Source organism: Parasalinivibrio latis (assembly GCF_036825535.1).
In the GTDB taxonomy this organism is placed as follows: Bacteria; Pseudomonadota; Gammaproteobacteria; order Enterobacterales; family Vibrionaceae; genus Parasalinivibrio; species Parasalinivibrio latis.
Window position 1 is genome coordinate 3573717 of the sequence record NZ_CP098812.1, and the last position, 16936, is coordinate 3590652.

The following is a 16936-nucleotide window of genomic DNA, read 5'->3' on the forward strand; positions in this document are numbered from 1 at the left end:
TAGCGGCCTTTCGTTCGGATGAATTCGGATATCGCCAATATCCGAATTTTCAGGAACTTACCAGCATGAAGCCGCCGGGCTAAATGCGTAATCTTTGCCGTGACCTGATATGTAAATGACGATTTCACCAATTCAGAAGCGGACGAAATGAGCAAGCAAACCGGATGGATCATTGTGGCAACAGAAGGGGCAACCGTTGACGGTCGCACCATCACAGCTGCATGGATTAAGGACATGGCCGAGCAATACAGCCAGGAAGAATACACTGCGCTGATTTGGCCGGAACATAGCCGCCACAATTGGTCTGCGTTTGAAGGCAAAAACTGGGGCACGGTGGATGCACTGAAAGCGGCAAAAAAAGGCGGCTCACTTCGCCTGTTTGCGAAGATTACCGCAAACCAATACCTGCTGGATGCCAACAAAGACGGGCAAAAACTGTTTACCAGTATTGAACCAAACCCGGATTACCGTAGTTCTGGCCGCTGCTACCTGATGGGGCTTGCGGTGACCGATTCCCCAGCCAGCACTGGCACCACCCGTCTGAAATTCTCTATGGGTGACACGCAATGTGACCGTGAATACAGCCAGCTTGAACCCTTTGTTTTTGTGGAGTTCAGCCAGGGTAAGCCGGAAGGCTCCCGCTTCGAACGCTTCTTCCACATGATGGAATCTTTCTTTACCGGCGACCCCGCGCCGCAAACCCAAACCCAAACTGAGGACACCGATGTGACCGAAGAACAACTGAAAGCGGCCCTTGCTGGTGCGCTGGAACCGTTCGCCACACGTCTGGATACCATCGAGCAGAAATTCAGCGCATTGCCTAGCGGCAGCGAAGAAGAAACGCCCGAAGGTGGAGACGTAACCGCACCAAACACCGCGCCATCATTGGAGCAGTTCAGCTCTGTGGTAGCGGACGCGATCAAGCCTCTGTCTGAAAAGCTGAATGGCTTGGAAGCCAAGTTCAATGAACTGACTCAGGAAGCAGACGGCCAACGCCCACTCGGCGAAGGTGCGGGCAACACTGACAACGTGGAGGCGTTTTAAATGCTGAATGCTACTTCTACGCAGTATCTCGACAAGTATTGCTCAAATCTGATTGCCGCAACCGGCATTTCAGACCCGTCCAAGCAGTTCAACATTGCAGCGCCCATTGAAACAAAACTGCGTGAAGCCATTCTTCACTCTGTTGCGTTCCTTGGCATGATCTCGGTTATCCCTGTTGACCAGATTAAAGGCCAGGTAGTGGATGTGGGCGGCGGTGCGCTTTTCACTGGCCGCAAGAAAGGTGGCCGGTTCGTTAAGGAAATCGGTGTTGATGGAAATACCTACGAGCTGACGGAAACGGATTCCTGCGCCGCTATTCCTTGGTCCATGCTTACCCAGTGGGCAAATGCGGGTAACGCCAATCAGTTCATGAAGTTGATGAACGCAGCAATTACCAAGCATTTTGGTCTGGATATTCTGCGCGTTGGTTTCCACGGTACTTCAGCAGCTGAAACTACGAACCCAACGACAAACCCAAATGGCGAAGACGTCAACAAAGGTTGGCTGACTATCGCTAAAGAAAAAGCCGCTGGCCAAGTGATGCCTTCCGCTGTGCTTGACCCTACTGGTGCAACAGCAGATTCCCACAAAAACCTTGATGCCCTGGTCAATGACATGCGCAACTCGGTAATTGCTGACGAGCATGTTGAAGATCATGACTTGGTGGTTCTGGTAGGCCGAGGTTTGGTCGCCAGTGAGCAATCCCGCCTGATGGCCGAAGCAAACACCCCTACTGAACATGCCGCCGCGCAGAAGCTGGCGAAATCTATCGGTGGTATGGATGCCTACATCCCGCCTTTCTTCAAGTCGAACCAAATCTGGATTACCTCGCTAAGCAACCTGCAAGTATTGCAGCAAAAGGGCACCCAGTGGCGCAAGGCTCGCAACGAAGAAGACCGCAAGCGTTTTGAAAATTCCTGGTTGCGCATGGAAGGTTTCGCCATCGGCAACTTCAAGAAGTTTGCCGCTGTTGAAGCCGTGACCATCGCAGAACCTGCGCCGGTCGCGTAAGTCTCAGGGGTTTTCATGACCAGTCCATTCCAGAAAAAAAAGGCGGCAATACTGGCTGAACTGGCCCAGCAGGCAGGGGAAACCCTGCCCGCACGAGCCACCGCTTCACCGGATAGTCTGCACATCCGTTTGATTGAGTTCGACAACGACAAGAAAGCCCTGAAAGGCTTTAACGCGATTGCCGACCGTGTCGCTCACAAGCGTGATGTGCTGATCCCGAAATACCGCCCGGTGGCAGAAGCCTATCTGGAAGCAGGCGAAAGCTACGAAAACCCCATTTTCTCTGCCTTGTTGGTGTGGCTGTTTGATGTTGGCGAAATGGATACCGGCATTGACTGGTGCCTGAAAGCCATTGAACGACAACTGCCGACACCGGGCTTTCTCAAGCGTGACTGGCCGACGTTTCTTGCTGACACCGTGTTCGACTGGGCGGAAGTCCAGGCAGAACGAGGGCAAAGCGTTGAGCCGTATTTCAGCCAGGTGTTTGAGAAAGTCCTGAATGAATGGCGACTGCACGAAAAAGTCAGCGCCAAGTGGTTCAAATTTGCCGGGTATATGTTGCTCCGCGATGAGAACGGCAAGCCACGCGCCACCGCCGTGGGCGATCTGGATACGCTCGAAAAAGCCTATGCCTTGCTGGCTCGGGCTAACGAGCTGCACGGCAAAATTGGTGTTGGCACTGTGATGAACAAAGTTCAGTCACGCATCAATGCCCTGAGAGACGGAAAGAATTTGTAAGGCTCCTAACCCCCCGCGTGCTTCGGCTGGCGAGCCGGGCTGCCGTAAGGCTAACCCAAAGGCTATGACCCAGTGGGCAGAAGCACACCGAATAAGGAACAAACAGCATGAGCTTTGGCGGACGCACTAACACAGAACAAAACACGGAGATTTCAGGCAACGGATGGCCTTCGTTGTCTACGGCGGAATTCCGCAAGATGCGCCGCATTCCGTTTGTGTTTGATGAGTCCAGCATTGCTACGGCGGTAGAGATTGCGGCTGATGCTGTGCAAAAGCAGTTGGACGGCGTAGACGGCACTGGGCTGGCCGGAGCAAAACTGGCGCTTTACAAACGTGCTGTTTATGCCCGCGCCCATGCAGATTTGTTGCCGGAGTTCGCCACGCAGGACAGGCGGGATGCTGCCGAAAACGCGGCAGAAGACTCACCGGAACAGGATGAGCGCTTCCGTTCCCAGAGCCTGCGCGACATTGCCCAGATTCGGGGTAAGAGCCCCAACGGTGTGGAGCTGATTTGATGGCTGAACCCTACACCAAAACAAAGCTGGAACACCTGACCGAATACATGGTCGCGCACCTGAACTGCAATGTGCTGGATAACGCAATCGACGCCTGGCAGGAGAGCGCCACCATTGAAGCCAACGGCGAAGACCGGGGCAACGGGGGTTGCATCATCTGTAACTGGCGATACCGGGCGGTGATCTCAATTGAAGAATTCCCGCACCACCAGTTAGACCCTCGAAACCTGTTGGCGTTGGTGTCCTGCTGGCTGACGGACTACGACGGGGAACGGAACGAGTTAGACCTGGAAGACCCGGAATTGTCCGTTGATGTACTGGACCACCAAACCGCTGACGTAAGCATTGAGCTGGATATGGTCGAGCCGGTGGAAATGATCCCAGACCCTGCCGGGATGATTACTTGGCGAGGTGAAAAGTACCGGGTGCAGGCTGTGCCGATTTACACCGCCGAAGAAGCGGAAATTGTGAATGAATCCGACAGTTCAGATTAATCAGCAAGATGCGCTGAACCTGAAACAAAAGCTGGCAATGCTGGCACTGCCGCCCCGCAAGCGTACTTGGATTCTTAAAACGCTGGGCCGCTGGGAGCGCGGGCAAGTCAGAAAGCGCATAGCCCAGCAAAAGGATATTCATGGGCGGGCACTTGAGCCTCGCAAGCGAAAGCGAAAAGGCAAAGGGAAGATGTTCCGCCGGATGGCTAAAGGCTTAGAGCCTTATGTCAAAAACGGTGCAAAGGAGCTCGACCTTACCTGGAAGAACAAGCTGACAGCGAAAACCGCTTCCCGTCACCACCTGGGCCAAGCCCAGAAGATGACCGCCAGGCAAATGGAAAAGCGCTGGGGAAAACCGGATTACAGCGCCCCGCCACCCAAAGGCATGGCGCGAAAGCTCCGGGAAGTGGGTTACACCATCCCGAACAAACGGGGTAACGGCAGGAAGAAACCCAGCCTGAAATGGATTATGGGCAACATGACCCAGGGGCAGGCCGGAGCAATTATCCGGGAACTGAGTGGAAAGCCGGATGTGACCAAGTGGGACATTCCGCTGGCAGAGCGCCAGATTCTTGGCAGCAAGCAGCAAAACGTTAACCGCCAGCTTTTGAAGATTTTCGAGCAGGCACAGAAAAGGAAATAGTGATGGCAACGGGTAAGGTTGAAGTCAACAACTTGAACTTGGGGCAAGGCGGCATCCCTGAAATTGAACGCCACCTGCTCTTTATCGGCACCACCAGTAAAACCGAGCTGCAGGGCAAAGTAACCCGCATTTCTGCCATGAGCAATTTGGATGATGTGGTAGCAGATGACGCACTGGGCCTTAACGTGAAGGCCGCCCAGCTTAACGGCAAGCAGAACTGGACAGCCGCTATGTATGGCCTGACCGCTCCGGAAGTTTGGGACGTTGCAGTAGCAGAAGCCAACAAAACGGATTCATTTGAAGGCGTTGTGGTTGTGGATGAAACCACAGACAAGGCCGCCTTTGGTGATATGCAGGCCAAAGCCACCGAGCTTGTGAGCAAGTTGGGCCGCTGGGTGTTTTTCCTTGCCGCAGTACCGGGCATTGATTCATCTGCGCAGACCTGGGCGGATTATGAAACGGCCATGCTCACGCTGGTAAAAGACGTCGCCGCCAACATGGTGGTGCCGGTGCCTCAGCTTCACGGCACTAACATCGGTGTGCTGGCCGGGCGACTGTGTGACCGCAGCGTCACCATTGCGGACACCCCCATGCGTGTCGCAACCGGCAATGTGCTCGGCTTGGGTGATACCCCGGTAGACAGCGCAGGCAAAGAGCTGGAAATGTCCACTATTGGTACGCTTGCCGAGGCCCGCTATTCGGTGCCGCAATGGTATGCCGATTATGAGGGCATCTATTGGTCTGATGCCATGACACTGGAAGCCAAAGGCGGCGATTACCAGTTTCTGGAATACGTGCGCCCGGTTCACTACCTGAACCGCCGTGTGCGCATCAAAGCCATTCGCCGTATCGGTGACAAAATCCTGAACTCGACCCCGGTTTCTATCGAACAGAACAAGCTGTATTTCTCTGCCGATATGCGCCAGGCGGCGAAGACAACCGAAATCGGCGGTATCACTTTCCCCGGCATCATCATGCCGCCACGCGACGGTGATGTGACCATTCAATGGATGACCAAAACCAAGGTGGTGATCGGGCTGATGGTTCGCCCGCACAACTGCCCGAAACACATTGTGGTCAATATCGCCCTTGACCTCTCCAACCCTGCCGACGCGGAGGCGTAATCAATGAGTATGCGTATTTCTGGCAAGAACATGCGATTCAACCTGGGGGATATCAAACTTACGGCCCAGAAGTTCACCCTCAGTATCACTGACAACAGCGCCGTGAACAAAACCAACGGTGTGCCTGATGGCCGTGTAGACGGTGATGTGGAAGCCTCAGGCGAAATGGAACTGACCACCTCCAATTTCAACTTGCTGATGAAGGCCGCCGGAAGGGCCGGGGCATTCCGCGCCCTGCCTGCTTTTGATGCGATGGGATTCGGCAAGATCGACAAAGACGAGCTGAAAGTGGAGATGTTCGGTGTGGCGCTCAAGATTTCTGATCTGCTGGACGTAGACAGCAATGGCGGCAGCGCCCTTGTCCACAAAATCCCGTTTGACATTACCAGCCCGGATTTCATCCACATCAACGGTGTGCCGTACCTGCGTGAGGACGAAACCGAAGACCTGGTAAGCAACTAAGGACGGACGGATGCCTGATGTGTTCGACCATGCCAGCGGTATCGAAGCCAAATTCCAGCAAATGGCGCTGGACCGGCAATTGGCAACCTCGGCCCGGTCGAACACCGGGTACCGGGACAGCGCGAAAGAATGCGTTGAATGCGGCGACCCGATACCAGAAAAACGCCGCCAATCTATTCCGGGATGCATCTATTGCACCCACTGTCAGGAACTCGCAGATAAGGGGTTGTTGTGAAGCATTTCAAGCTTAAACGCCGTTATTTCCCTCATGGCACATACGGCACACTGCACCGCGAAGACGGCAGCAAGGTTTGCTGCATCACAGAACGGGCATGGGAAAACAATGCGCCGGGTAAATCTTGTGTACCGGAAGGCACCTATACCCTGTACCCGCACCAGTCGCCAAAGTTTGGCAAGTGCTATGCGCTGGAAGCCAAGGCGCTGGGTGTGACCCGCCAAGGCCCAAGCCTGCGCACTCACATTCTGATCCATAAAGCCAACAAGCCAAGTGACCTGCAAGGCTGCCTGGCACCGGGTGTGGACTTCGGTTTTGTGGGCAATGAGTGGGCGGTTATCAATTCCAAAGCTGCGTTTGATGCCCTTATGCGAGAGCTGGGCGGCGAACCGGCAACCCTGACCATCGAGAAGGATTAAGCACCATGTGGGAGAAGGTTAAAGGATTAATCGGAAGCGCTGCGCCGCTGATTGGCACCGTCATCGGTGGGCCAGCAGGGGCCGCCGTTGGCGGGTTGGTGGCTTCGGCGCTTGGCGTAGACAACTCGCCCAGTGCGATTGAAGCGGAGCTGCGTACCAACCCGGATGCCCTGCTGAAACTCAAGCAACTGGAATTGTCCCATACCGTGGAGCTGCGCCGGTTATCGCTTGAAGAAGCGTCACTGAACCTGAAACAGCATGAAGCCGAACTGGCTGACACCCAACATGCCAGGGCGCACCACAAAGACCACTGGATGCCCTCGGCCCTTGTGGCGGCACTCTGCCTGATGGTCACCGGAATGTTTACCTGCCTGATGTTTGTTGAAGGCATCCCGGAGCGTTTCGACCAGGTGATCATGATTATCGTGGGTGCAGTGCTGACGGCCTTTTCTACCGGTGTTGCCTATTGGCTGGGTTCCAGCAAGGGCAGCGCGGATAAAGACAAGAAACTACAGCCGCAAGGGGGCTAAGTGGAAGATTGGCGTGCGTTACTGGGGTTGGGAGGCTTTCTGTTAACGCTTATCGGCTTTGTGTTCAACCGCGCCGAAAAATCACACACAACAGCCCAGAAGCTGAAAGATCGCACCCACAACAATGAGCTGGCGATTGAACGGATGCGGGCGGACAACGCTGATAAATTTGCGACCAAACATGAACTCCGTGAAGCCGTAGACGACCTGAAACAATCCATGAACGGGCGGTTCGACCGCCTTGAAACCAAATTGGACCGAAAAGAGAGAGAAACCGCATGAGCAAGAAAGTGTTCGCCCTGACCGTTGGTGATAGTGACCTGTCCTTTGCACCTACCCCGGAGCTGTATGCCGATTACATGGGGCAGGTGGCACAGGGCAATATTGCCGACGGCTCCCATAACTTTGTTTTCCAGTCAGCCGTGGAAGAGAGCAAACCGGTGCTGCGTGAACTGACCGAAGACAACCCCGGTGCCTGCATACAACTTGCTGGCGTGTTAATGGGTGAGTACGCACCGAAGCTGGCTATCACTGTAAAAAAATAGAATCGCTGGTCAAGGCGCTGGATAGCAGCGACCTCGGCCAGATGATGGCTTACCGCCGTAAGTGGCTGCCGGGCGAGCCGGATGATGAACAGAGCCTTGCCCGCGCCGTGTGGTTAGAAAAGCAGTATTGGGAAAACATGGCCGCCGTGGTTGCCAATGGCACCGCCAAAGCATTCACAGGATAAGAGATGGCATTACCCGAAGCACTCCGCTTTACCGTTGGACTCGTTGACCAGATTTCCAAGCCACTTGGGAACATTCAGCGCCAGTTCAGCGACATGGCCTCCGGCTATCGCGACGGCACCCACACCATGGTGGCCGGGGCGGCAGGTGTCGCCGGGGCGGGTATTGCCCTGCAACAAGCCCTGATGCCAGCCATTGAGATGGACCGGGCATTGGGTGAAGTGAAGTCTCTCGGCGTGGCGGATGACCAGCTTAAACAGCTTGCCGCCACGGCAATGAAATTCTCTGTGGAATACGGCAAGTCAGCCACGGAGTTTGTGGCCGCCAGTTACGACATTAAATCAGCCATGGGCGCCATGTCCGGTGATGAACTGGCAGGAGTGACCCGCAGTTCTGCCATTTTGGCCGCCGCTACCAAGGCCGACACCGCCACGATTACCAGCTACATGGGCACCATGTATTCGGTATTCAAAGACCAGGCGGAAGCCATTGGCAAAGACAATTGGGCGCAGCAACTGGCAGGCATGACCGCCAAGTCAGTGGAGATGTTCAAAACCACAGGTCAGGGCATGGCCGATGCGTTCAAAGGTGTTGGCGCGCTGGGTAAAACCCACGGTATTGCGATTCAGGAACAAATGGCAGTGCTGGGTTTGTTGCAGGGCTCTATGTCAGGCGGCGAAGCCGGTACCCGTTATAAAGCGTTTTTGGGTGGTGTGGTCAACGCGCAGAAAAAGCTCGGCCTCTCGTTCACTGACAGCAACGGCAAGATGCTCCCGATGTTCGACATCATGAACAAGCTGAAAAGCCAGTTTGGTGATCTGGACTCGACCGAAATTAACACCATCAAAGGGGCATTTGGTTCTGATGAAGCGGTACTGCTGATTACTGACCTAATCGGTAAAACCGGCGATTTGCAATCCAGCGTAAAGGCACTCAATAACGCCAGCACACTGGATACGGCCATTGGCATGGCCCATTCAATGACAGACCAGTGGCAACGGATGGAACAAGGCGTATTCGCCATTCGTACCGCATTCGGTGCTGCGCTGTTGCCGTCGTTGCTGCCGGTGATTTCTTCACTGGCTGACGGTGCAATGGAAATCGTGAAGTGGACTGAAATGTTCCCGACCCTCACCAAGTGGGTGGGGTATGCGGCCATGTCTGTTCTGGGCCTCGCCGCCGCTGGCGGCATGGTCACCATTGCCGTGGGCGTGGGTAAACAGGCCATGGTGACGTATACCCTTGGCCTGAAACTCTGGGGCATGGCAGCCGGTGGCCTCACCAAAACCATGACATTCCTGAAAGGAGCCATGCTGGCGGTGAATATGGTGATGGCAGCTAACCCGATAGTGGCAGTTATTGCTGGCGTGGTAGGGCTCACCGTGGCTGTCGGGGCGCTGATTTATTACTGGGACGATGTGAAAGCGGCATTTGGCAGCGTGGTGAACTGGTTTGCATCCGGCTTTGCCACCATCCGTGATTATTGGCTAGGGGTGAAGCTGGCCTTTGGCGATGACACCTGGTTCAAGGTACTGACGGGCGCCGTTGAGCTGATCACTTTCCCGTTCCGGGCGATGTTCAATCTTCTTCATGCCGGTTGGCAGTGGGTAATGTCCGGCTTTACGGATGTATCCGGTTTCGCGTTTATCACTGAGATGGCCGACAGAATGCGCAATGTATTCGGCGGTGTCTTCGAGTGGATTAAGGGCATGTTTGCTGGCATCTGGGACAGTGTGAAATCGCTGGTTGACTGGATTCCCGGATTTGGCAGCGATGAAGAAAGCACCCCGAAGGTGAAAGCACTGGCGGCAACCCGCCCGGTTGCCCAGGTTCCAAAGGGTGGCGCAGCGCGCACCCTTGCCAGCTACCAGACCAGCTCTACCCATTACGGCGGCGTCAGCATTTACGCACAGCAGATGAACAACCCGCAGGATTTGGCAAACGAACTGTATATGGCGGCCGGATGAGTTACGTCTACCAGGACATTCTGATTGAAAACGGCGATGTCGTGCTGGATGCAGGCCGCAACCCGGTACTGATTCAAGACCGAGCCGTTATCGCGCAGGACATCAAACACGCCATCATTGAAAGCGGATTGGCCGTGGAAATGATCGCAGAACGCAGCCGCAGCAAGCGGGCTGACCTTCGCAACCAGATTGAGTTGCTGGTTGAAGAAGACCTGCGACTGGTGCCGGGTACTGTCCGGCTGGAAGAACCCAACCCCGGCAAAATTTGGGTTTTTGCCACTACCCGCGAATTTGGCGATTTTGAAATTGAGGTAATCAATGGCTGATATCCCAAAGCCCGACTACGCAAAGATTGTGAAAGAGTCCGGCATTCCGACCACTGAGGAAGAATGGAAAAAAATCCTCAAGGAAGAAATGCGCAAGGAAGAGGCGGTGATTAACAACGATTCGCCTTTCTCCCCTTTCTGGCGTTTAGTTGAGGGTGCCGTTATCAAATGCACCACCTGGCTGATTAACGTTCTGCTGGTTACCTATGTGCTGCCGAATATGTTCCTTGCCACCGCGAAGGATGAGTGGCTGGATTTGCTGGCGTGGGCCTGCCGGGTTGAACGCAAGGGCAACACCAAGGCAAAAGGCCGGGTGGCGTTCCAGCGCGCTGCCGCCAAGGGACCGGCACTGGTGATCCCAAAAGATACCTGGGTACAAACAGATGTTATCAACGGCAGGATTTACCGGGTTCGGGTAACCGAAGACACGGTGATGCCGGAAAACGAAACCATGGTGCTGGCACAGGTTGAGGCAGAAGAGCCCGGCGCGGCATACAACCTGGGTGAAGGGTATTTCCATATCCTGCCAACGGCAATTTCAGGGATTGCCGCTGCAACGAACCCCGGCGACTGGCTGACAGAAGCCGGAGCCGACAAGGAAAGCAACGACGATTTGCGCCTGCGTGTGCGAAACCAGTGGAGCGCCGTGGCGAAATGGCACATTGATGCCGCTTACCGCGCCTTGCTGACCGAGCGGGCGGGCATTCAGGACGACAATGTTTATTTCGAACATAACGCACCGCGTGGCCCCGGTACTGCCAACGCCCTGATCCTGTTGGACACCGGCGAACCTTCCGCGCAGATGATTGATGACCTTAACCAGCACATTCGTGACCACGGCCAGCACGGTCACGGTGATGACTTGCAAGTGATGGCGATGCCAAGTGTTGAGGTGGATATCACCATGAAGCTGTGGCCGCTGCTGTCGCTGACGCTGGATGAACGGGCTGAACTGAAAGCCCAGGTCGAACACTTTATTAACGCGGCTTTCCGTGAAAACACGGATTACACCCCAACCCGCACTAACCCGGTGGCAAGGTTCTCGTTTTCCCGCCTGGGCCAAGAGCTTCACGCGCAGTTTCCCGGTATTGCGTCGCTGGAATTCGGCCAGCCGGACATTGTGAACAACCTGACCGTGCCGCGCATCCGCTCACTGGGGGTGACCCTTGAAACTGCCTGAAATTAAGTTCAAGTGGTGGATGGGCCGGGGCGAGCTGGCAAAGATTTCCCGCGCTTTCCGCAACTACTGGGGCCATGTTGAAGCCGCGCTGAAAATGCCGCTCCAACAACATGACCCACTGACCGCACCCATGGGGCTGGTTGAGCTGATGGGGTGGCAACGGGATGTGCACCGCCTTGGGCAAGAGCCTGAGGCACTTTACCGCATCCGGGTTGCGTTCGCTTATAGCTTCGCCCGCGATGCCGGTTCGATATCCGGCTGGGAATACATGTTTGAAAAGCTGGGATATCCGCACATTACGCAGGATGAGCGCCTGCAGAACGTGGACTGGGATGTAATCAGCCTGCAAATCCGGGACGGTGACTTAACCGAGGTGCCGGAACTGCTCGATACGGTGATTCGCCAGTATGGACGCACCTGCCGCCGCTACCAGTACACCACGTATGTGGAATTGCCGCTGGCGGCCCGCGCTCAGTCTTTCGACGGCGAACAGAACACATCACACGTTATTACTCGATTGAATATTGCCGCCTTGCCGCGGCCATTGAACCTTGAATGCGAATACTACCAAGCACACGTTAAGGCTTGAGGGAACAAGAAATGGCTAATCTGACCGACACTAAGATTGTAACTGCCGCAGGTAAATCTCTTCTGGCGGAACTGAATGCACTGGAGAAACCGCTGGTGATCGACAAGATGATTTATGCCAATGTGCCAAACCGCGAACCGTTGCCACAACCGGGTGACGGTGTGCCGGTTGACTACATTGTGCATGAAGCAGGTGTGGACTCCCGTGGCCGATTGTCTGCCGATTCCGTGATTTACACTTGTACCCTCGCAAGTAACGTGGGCCCGTTCGAGTTTAACTGGACAGGGGCATATTGCAGCGAATTCGATGTGTTGGTTGTGATTGACCACCACCCTATGACCCCAAAAACTGTCGACCAGCCAGGCATTGCCGGTAACACGCTGGTGCGTTCTGTGGTGCTGGAATACAAAGACATTGCCGAAATTACCAACATCACGGTGGATGCACAGTCTTGGCAGTACGATTCAACCCGCCGCATGAAGCGAATGGACGACGATACCGCCCAGTCAAACATGGACTTGAACGGCAAAGACTGGTTCATCGAAGACGGTTTCCTGGTAACACCTGCCCCCACTGCTGGCAGTTATTCCGTTGCTCCTGGTCGCGGCTACATTTCCGGCCGCCCGGTTGAAATGGAATTCCCCCGCATCATCAATGTGGCAACCAAACCGTCTTTCGTGTATCTCGACGGCTGGCGCGAAGGCACCCCAACAGGCGAACAGTACACCGAATTCAACCTGGTGATCTCTTCCGAAGAACTGGACGACTACACCACCACCAACGCAGGCCGCGACGTGCCGCACTTCGTGTGCAAGATTGCCGAAGTGTTGGCGGATGGGACGGTGGTTGATTTGCGCAGTGATGGGGAGCAGGCGAGTAAAGCATTTGCGGTCGATGTTTCAGCCAAGCAATTAAACGCAAAGATCTGGCCCGTAACGGGGCATGACACAAAAGTGGGTGACACCATTTCTTATGCTGCGAATGCACTGTGGATTAACGGAAGCGTTCGCACCACTGACAAAGAAATACCGGCTGGAGCTGTCATTAACGTTATTAATGAACTCGGCAATTTGGTCACCGCATCAGGCGTTCAGTACAAATTGGGCGGAGCGCTGGATAATGCAACGGTTTCGGTTGACGGCATCAGCGTTAGAACCCTCGCTGCGCAGCAATCTCATTCAATACGACTCGCCAATGACTTTTCGTTGATTGGTGATGACGCAACTGACAACAAACAACGGCTAGTTGAAATACTCGCAATGGGAGATAAAACGCCAATCTTATTCCGCAGTGGTAAGTATGTCATAGACGGAGATTTGGCAATTGATGACGTACCATTGATTTTTGAATGCGGTGCTCAGTTAGTGTCAACATCGGGAGTTCTTTCGATCAACACTCCAGTCTATGCAACGTCGCAGCCAGCATCAAAGCGCGAAACTGGAAGAGTTGATATCAATGGAATCGATCTGTTCGTTGGCGCAACTAAACAGTTCAAAAAGATACAGGATGCAATCGATAAAATACCAGCGTATCAATGGCAAAGATTCAACGTCATCATTGATGACGGAACATATAATGAAGATGTTTTCATTAACAATTTGTGGGCGGCGGGCACCACAACTGGTGCAGTCAGCGGAGAGCGAGCAGGCGTATACATTTCAGGGGCAAGTAAAGCCGGAGTGAAAGTGAAATCCGTTCTTGCTGCCAGCTGTGGCGGTGCTGCTTTCCATCCCATGATTAGCAGATGCACAATTACAGGGTGGAATACTAAAACCAATGAGAAAGCATCCGTGGAATTTTACGGATGCCCGTCGGGGGCCGTTCTCGATGTTGATTTTTCGGCAAGTGGTGCAGACAAAGCACTCGTAAGTTATGGTTCAAAAGTATCAGCCGAAACAGTTAGCTTTGGTGACCGTTTGTACAATGACTTATTTGTCACAAAGCACGGTGGCGAAATTTACTCAAATGATAATACTCGCCTTGGTATTGGTTCTTCGCCGGAAGGTACGGCAAAACGCTATATTTCAAATCCGGTTGGCGGTCAGATTTTCATTGCAGATTCGAGCGGTCTATTTTCTGAACAATTCGGCAGGATCAGGCACGCCGGCGCGATGTCAGGCTATACATATGACACCGCTTCTCAGGCTTTGCATGGGCCAAAACTACTTGCTGATCATATTGCGGCATATCAGACATATTTTACCTCACTAACCGATTTCAGAACTATTTCTATTGGAAACGAATCTGTAGCCGAGATTGACGATGACAGAGGTTTGGCGATGACGTGCGGCAATGCGACCGGACACTACATTCAGACATTGGTCAGACGAACCAATACCGTCCATGGTCACAACATCAATAACCAGCAGCAATTGTTGGCGGCAATTGAATTTAATTCAATGGATGGTGCATTTTTCGAAATTGGCATTGGTGAGGGGGTGGGACAACCGAGAGTTTATATTGAAGTAACAGCGACAACTGTCAGAGGTATCGTTCAAAAATCAGATGGAACAAAGACCAATGTGCATATTTGCAATACCGCAGAAATTGCAGGGGACAAATGCACGTTTGACATCATGATTGAAAGGGACAACACGTCGAGTTCAACACAAAATGGACTCGTAAGGTTCCGCATTTCTACAGATAAAGAAGAGCGATTCAAACAGATGAAATTGATTCAAGAAGCCGCAGAGACAAGTTTTCACTGGGTCTCAAAAGTTGAGTCGGTAGATGGCACAAAACAAACCGTGTTTATCGGCGAGTTACGTTTATATCGTTCATGAGCTAATTTCCAGATTCATTTTTTTTTTTCAATGCATATAAAATTACGGTCAAAGGAAGATGAAATCTAAATGCTAACCCTATCCGCAACCACCGTCCCGCTGAAAGGCTTAAAGGTCAGCGCCCGCCAACAACTCGCCGGACAGGATATGTCCGGCCAGTCGGCGGCAACAGATCAAGCCGAAACAGGCGACAAAGCCATGGTGCTCGCCGTCACTGGCACCATCCCTTACACCCGCGAAGCTGACTTCATGAAGTTGCTTGAACTGGCCCGCGCCAAAGAGAACAACGCCCGCAAGATTTACCGTATCGACAACCGCACCGCCAAGGCGGCCAAAATCCGGCAGGTGAAGTTCCAGGGGCAAATTCGCTATGACGAACAAGAAACCCTGCGCCAGTGGTCTGTTTCCTTTGAGCTGGTAGAGCATCTTTCAGTGCCGGAGCGGGTCGAACAGCGCGAGCCACCGAAAACGGCAGAGCAGCAAAAGGCCGCAGGCGTCACCACCCCGGCAACGGCTGGCACTAACCCCAACGTTCCGCCGGGCACAGACCCCGCTTCCAGCCGGTCAATGGATATCATCAAAAACGCGAATCAGGCATTGTCATGACAAACCAGCGTTTCACCGTCCGGGCATTCGTCGGCAGCGAAAAAGTAAAAGTCAGCACTTACCGGCTGACTTTTGACGAAAATACGCCGGGCAGGATGCAAATGGACATTCAGGGTAACCCCGAGCCATTCACCGTCGTGGCCTTCGATTTCGGTTGGGGCGACCAATTGAGCCGCCCGTTTACCGGGTACATTGAGCGCGTACAGCCGACGAAAAAAGGGTGGTCCAACATCTTCTGCAGAGAGCTGGCCGCCGTACTCTATGAACCGCTGCCCATCATCATGCGTCACCCGACAATGGTGAAACTGCTCAGTCACGTTGGAGAAAAAACAGGGCTGCAATTCGTTGTGCCGGAAAAAGCCTACAGCCAGACGGCCATCCCCTGTTTCTACAGTGACGGCAACGGCTACCGGGTAATGGACGAACTCGCTCAGGCATTCAACGTGCCGGATTTCGTCTGGCAGCAGCAGGGTAACGGCCAGGTATTCGCCGGAAGCTGGCAAGACTCATTCTGGGCAAACAAGCCCGTCACCCTGCCAAATGATTTCATGGTTGGGCACTCAGCAAATAAAACCGTCACCATTCCGTGTATACCAAAACTCAAACCCGGCGCACTGGTTAACGGCATCCGGCTGAAAAAAGTCGAATTCCAAGGCACAGAGGCAAGAATCACATGGAAATAAAAGACCTCAAACGGATGATTTACCGGCTGTTCCCGGAGCTAACCGCTGATGCACACCTCCCACGCTGGGGAAGAGTCGAAGCCCTGCCGGAACTTCCGGAAGAGGGCGACATGTCGGACCGGTTCTACCCGCATTATGCCGCCGATGTGCAATTGCTGGACGAACAGGGAAAGCCACTGGCTGACCGCCCGGTCATGCAAGCTGTTCCATTGCCAATCCCCGGCAATGGAGATCATGCCGGGTTACTGATTCCACCTGCTGTGGGTTCAATCGTAGAGCTGGGCTGGATATTCGGTCAGGCCGACAAACCCTTCATCCGAACAGTCATACCCTACGGCTGGAAACTACCGGCCATCAAAGAAGGTGAATACCGTTATCAACAGCGAAAAGGCGTTTATAAGCTGGTAGACCAGGAAGGGAACTTCCGGAACATCACCGACAAACTTGCCGAGTTGAAATGCCAGCTCCGAGAAGTAACCGCAACCGACGTGCAAGACTATCGCGCCCCGATCAGCTGGTTCGGCTCAGAAAAAGAAAACGTGCTCAGACTGCTAAGCGAATTGATGCAAGTCGTCACAGACCTGTCAGACACCTGCGCCGCTCACAAACACACAAGCCCAGAGACAGGCGCACCAACCAGCACACCAGACAAAGCAGACAACATGACAGGCCACGGCGAAGCATCAACCGCACTAAAAGGCCGACTGGATCCCATCACCAAGTAACCTCACGTAAAACAAGCCACCCACAGCGCCCACACAAGGGCGCTTTCTTGTATCCGCCTCAACATACGGCACAAATCCACATCGCCTCACCACGCCCCATACAAGCGCCACAGAATCTACAGACGGAAGCCATC

At 53.9% G+C, this 16936-nt stretch carries 22 protein-coding genes; all 22 read left to right on the forward strand.

Features of this window, described 5'->3' with window-relative positions; genetic code table 11:
• The first annotated feature begins 147 nt into the window (after positions 1-147).
• The 22 genes from NF212_RS16175 (at position 148) to NF212_RS16280 (ending at position 16802) form a co-directional block, all read left to right on the forward strand.
• The gene (locus NF212_RS16175; RefSeq protein ID WP_434357391.1) at positions 148-1044 is read left to right on the forward strand and encodes a GPO family capsid scaffolding protein; all 897 of its coding nucleotides are present in this window, start codon (positions 148-150) and stop codon (positions 1042-1044) included.
• Positions 1045-2055: a phage major capsid protein, P2 family gene (locus tag NF212_RS16180; protein ID WP_434357393.1), complete on the forward strand. Its 1011-nt coding sequence runs from the start codon at positions 1045-1047 to the stop codon at positions 2053-2055.
• 15 nt (positions 2056-2070) lie between these two features.
• A complete protein-coding gene (gene gpM / locus NF212_RS16185) occupies positions 2071-2793 on the forward strand; it encodes a phage terminase small subunit (protein ID WP_434357395.1) in 723 nt (240 codons plus the stop codon).
• Positions 2794-2900: 107 nt separating this feature from the next.
• Positions 2901-3308, forward strand: a complete 408-nt coding sequence (locus tag NF212_RS16190) for a head completion/stabilization protein (protein ID WP_434357397.1) — start codon at positions 2901-2903, stop codon at positions 3306-3308.
• Positions 3308-3802: a phage tail protein gene (locus tag NF212_RS16195; RefSeq protein WP_434357399.1), complete on the forward strand. Its 495-nt coding sequence runs from the start codon at positions 3308-3310 to the stop codon at positions 3800-3802. Before NF212_RS16190 ends, NF212_RS16195 begins: the two co-directional genes overlap by 1 nt.
• A complete protein-coding gene (locus NF212_RS16200) occupies positions 3780-4445 on the forward strand; it encodes a virion morphogenesis protein (RefSeq protein ID WP_434357401.1) in 666 nt (221 codons plus the stop codon). Before NF212_RS16195 ends, NF212_RS16200 begins: the two co-directional genes overlap by 23 nt.
• Before the next feature lie 2 nt (positions 4446-4447).
• Positions 4448-5569: a DUF2586 domain-containing protein gene (locus NF212_RS16205; protein WP_434357403.1), complete on the forward strand. Its 1122-nt coding sequence runs from the start codon at positions 4448-4450 to the stop codon at positions 5567-5569.
• A 3-nt stretch (positions 5570-5572) separates the two neighbouring features.
• Positions 5573-6031 carry a phage protein gene (locus NF212_RS16210; RefSeq protein WP_434357405.1) on the forward strand — a complete coding sequence of 153 codons (459 nt, stop codon included), beginning with the start codon at positions 5573-5575 and terminating at the stop codon, positions 6029-6031.
• Between the two features lie 10 nt (positions 6032-6041).
• Positions 6042-6266, forward strand: a complete 225-nt coding sequence (locus NF212_RS16215) for a TraR/DksA C4-type zinc finger protein (protein ID WP_434357407.1) — start codon at positions 6042-6044, stop codon at positions 6264-6266.
• On the forward strand, positions 6263-6685 hold the full coding sequence (locus NF212_RS16220; protein WP_434357409.1) for a DUF5675 family protein: 423 nt from the start codon (positions 6263-6265) through the stop codon (positions 6683-6685). The genes NF212_RS16215 and NF212_RS16220 overlap by 4 nt, the downstream gene beginning before the upstream one ends.
• 5 nt (positions 6686-6690) lie before the next feature.
• Positions 6691-7215: a hypothetical protein gene (locus tag NF212_RS16225; RefSeq protein ID WP_434357411.1), complete on the forward strand. Its 525-nt coding sequence runs from the start codon at positions 6691-6693 to the stop codon at positions 7213-7215.
• A complete protein-coding gene (locus NF212_RS16230; RefSeq protein WP_434357413.1) occupies positions 7216-7497 on the forward strand; it encodes a hypothetical protein in 282 nt (93 codons plus the stop codon).
• Positions 7494-7760: a putative phage tail assembly chaperone gene (locus NF212_RS16235; RefSeq protein ID WP_434357415.1), complete on the forward strand. Its 267-nt coding sequence runs from the start codon at positions 7494-7496 to the stop codon at positions 7758-7760. The genes NF212_RS16230 and NF212_RS16235 overlap by 4 nt, the downstream gene beginning before the upstream one ends.
• Before the next feature lie 41 nt (positions 7761-7801).
• Positions 7802-7945, forward strand: coding sequence for a DUF6890 family protein (locus NF212_RS16240; protein WP_434357417.1), 144 nt, complete (start codon positions 7802-7804; stop codon positions 7943-7945).
• A gap of 3 nt (positions 7946-7948) precedes the next feature.
• A complete protein-coding gene (locus NF212_RS16245) occupies positions 7949-9910 on the forward strand; it encodes a phage tail tape measure protein (protein ID WP_434357419.1) in 1962 nt (653 codons plus the stop codon).
• Positions 9907-10236, forward strand: coding sequence for a DUF2590 family protein (locus tag NF212_RS16250; RefSeq protein WP_434357421.1), 330 nt, complete (start codon positions 9907-9909; stop codon positions 10234-10236). Before NF212_RS16245 ends, NF212_RS16250 begins: the two co-directional genes overlap by 4 nt.
• Positions 10229-11416 carry a baseplate J/gp47 family protein gene (locus NF212_RS16255; RefSeq protein WP_434357423.1) on the forward strand — a complete coding sequence of 396 codons (1188 nt, stop codon included), beginning with the start codon at positions 10229-10231 and terminating at the stop codon, positions 11414-11416. The genes NF212_RS16250 and NF212_RS16255 overlap by 8 nt, the downstream gene beginning before the upstream one ends.
• Entirely contained in the window at positions 11403-12005 is a 603-nt protein-coding gene (locus tag NF212_RS16260; protein WP_434357425.1) for a phage tail protein, read from the forward strand. The genes NF212_RS16255 and NF212_RS16260 overlap by 14 nt, the downstream gene beginning before the upstream one ends.
• An 11-nt stretch (positions 12006-12016) precedes the next feature.
• Entirely contained in the window at positions 12017-14788 is a 2772-nt protein-coding gene (locus NF212_RS16265; RefSeq protein WP_434357427.1) for a phage tail-collar fiber domain-containing protein, read from the forward strand.
• A 69-nt stretch (positions 14789-14857) separates the two neighbouring features.
• Entirely contained in the window at positions 14858-15394 is a 537-nt protein-coding gene (locus NF212_RS16270; protein WP_434357429.1) for an adenine glycosylase, read from the forward strand.
• Positions 15391-16077, forward strand: a complete 687-nt coding sequence (locus NF212_RS16275) for a hypothetical protein (RefSeq protein WP_434357431.1) — start codon at positions 15391-15393, stop codon at positions 16075-16077. Before NF212_RS16270 ends, NF212_RS16275 begins: the two co-directional genes overlap by 4 nt.
• Positions 16068-16802 (forward strand): hypothetical protein, encoded by a 735-nt coding sequence (locus NF212_RS16280; RefSeq protein WP_434357433.1) that lies wholly within the window; start codon positions 16068-16070, stop codon positions 16800-16802. The genes NF212_RS16275 and NF212_RS16280 overlap by 10 nt, the downstream gene beginning before the upstream one ends.
• The last annotated feature ends 134 nt before the right edge of the window (positions 16803-16936 follow it).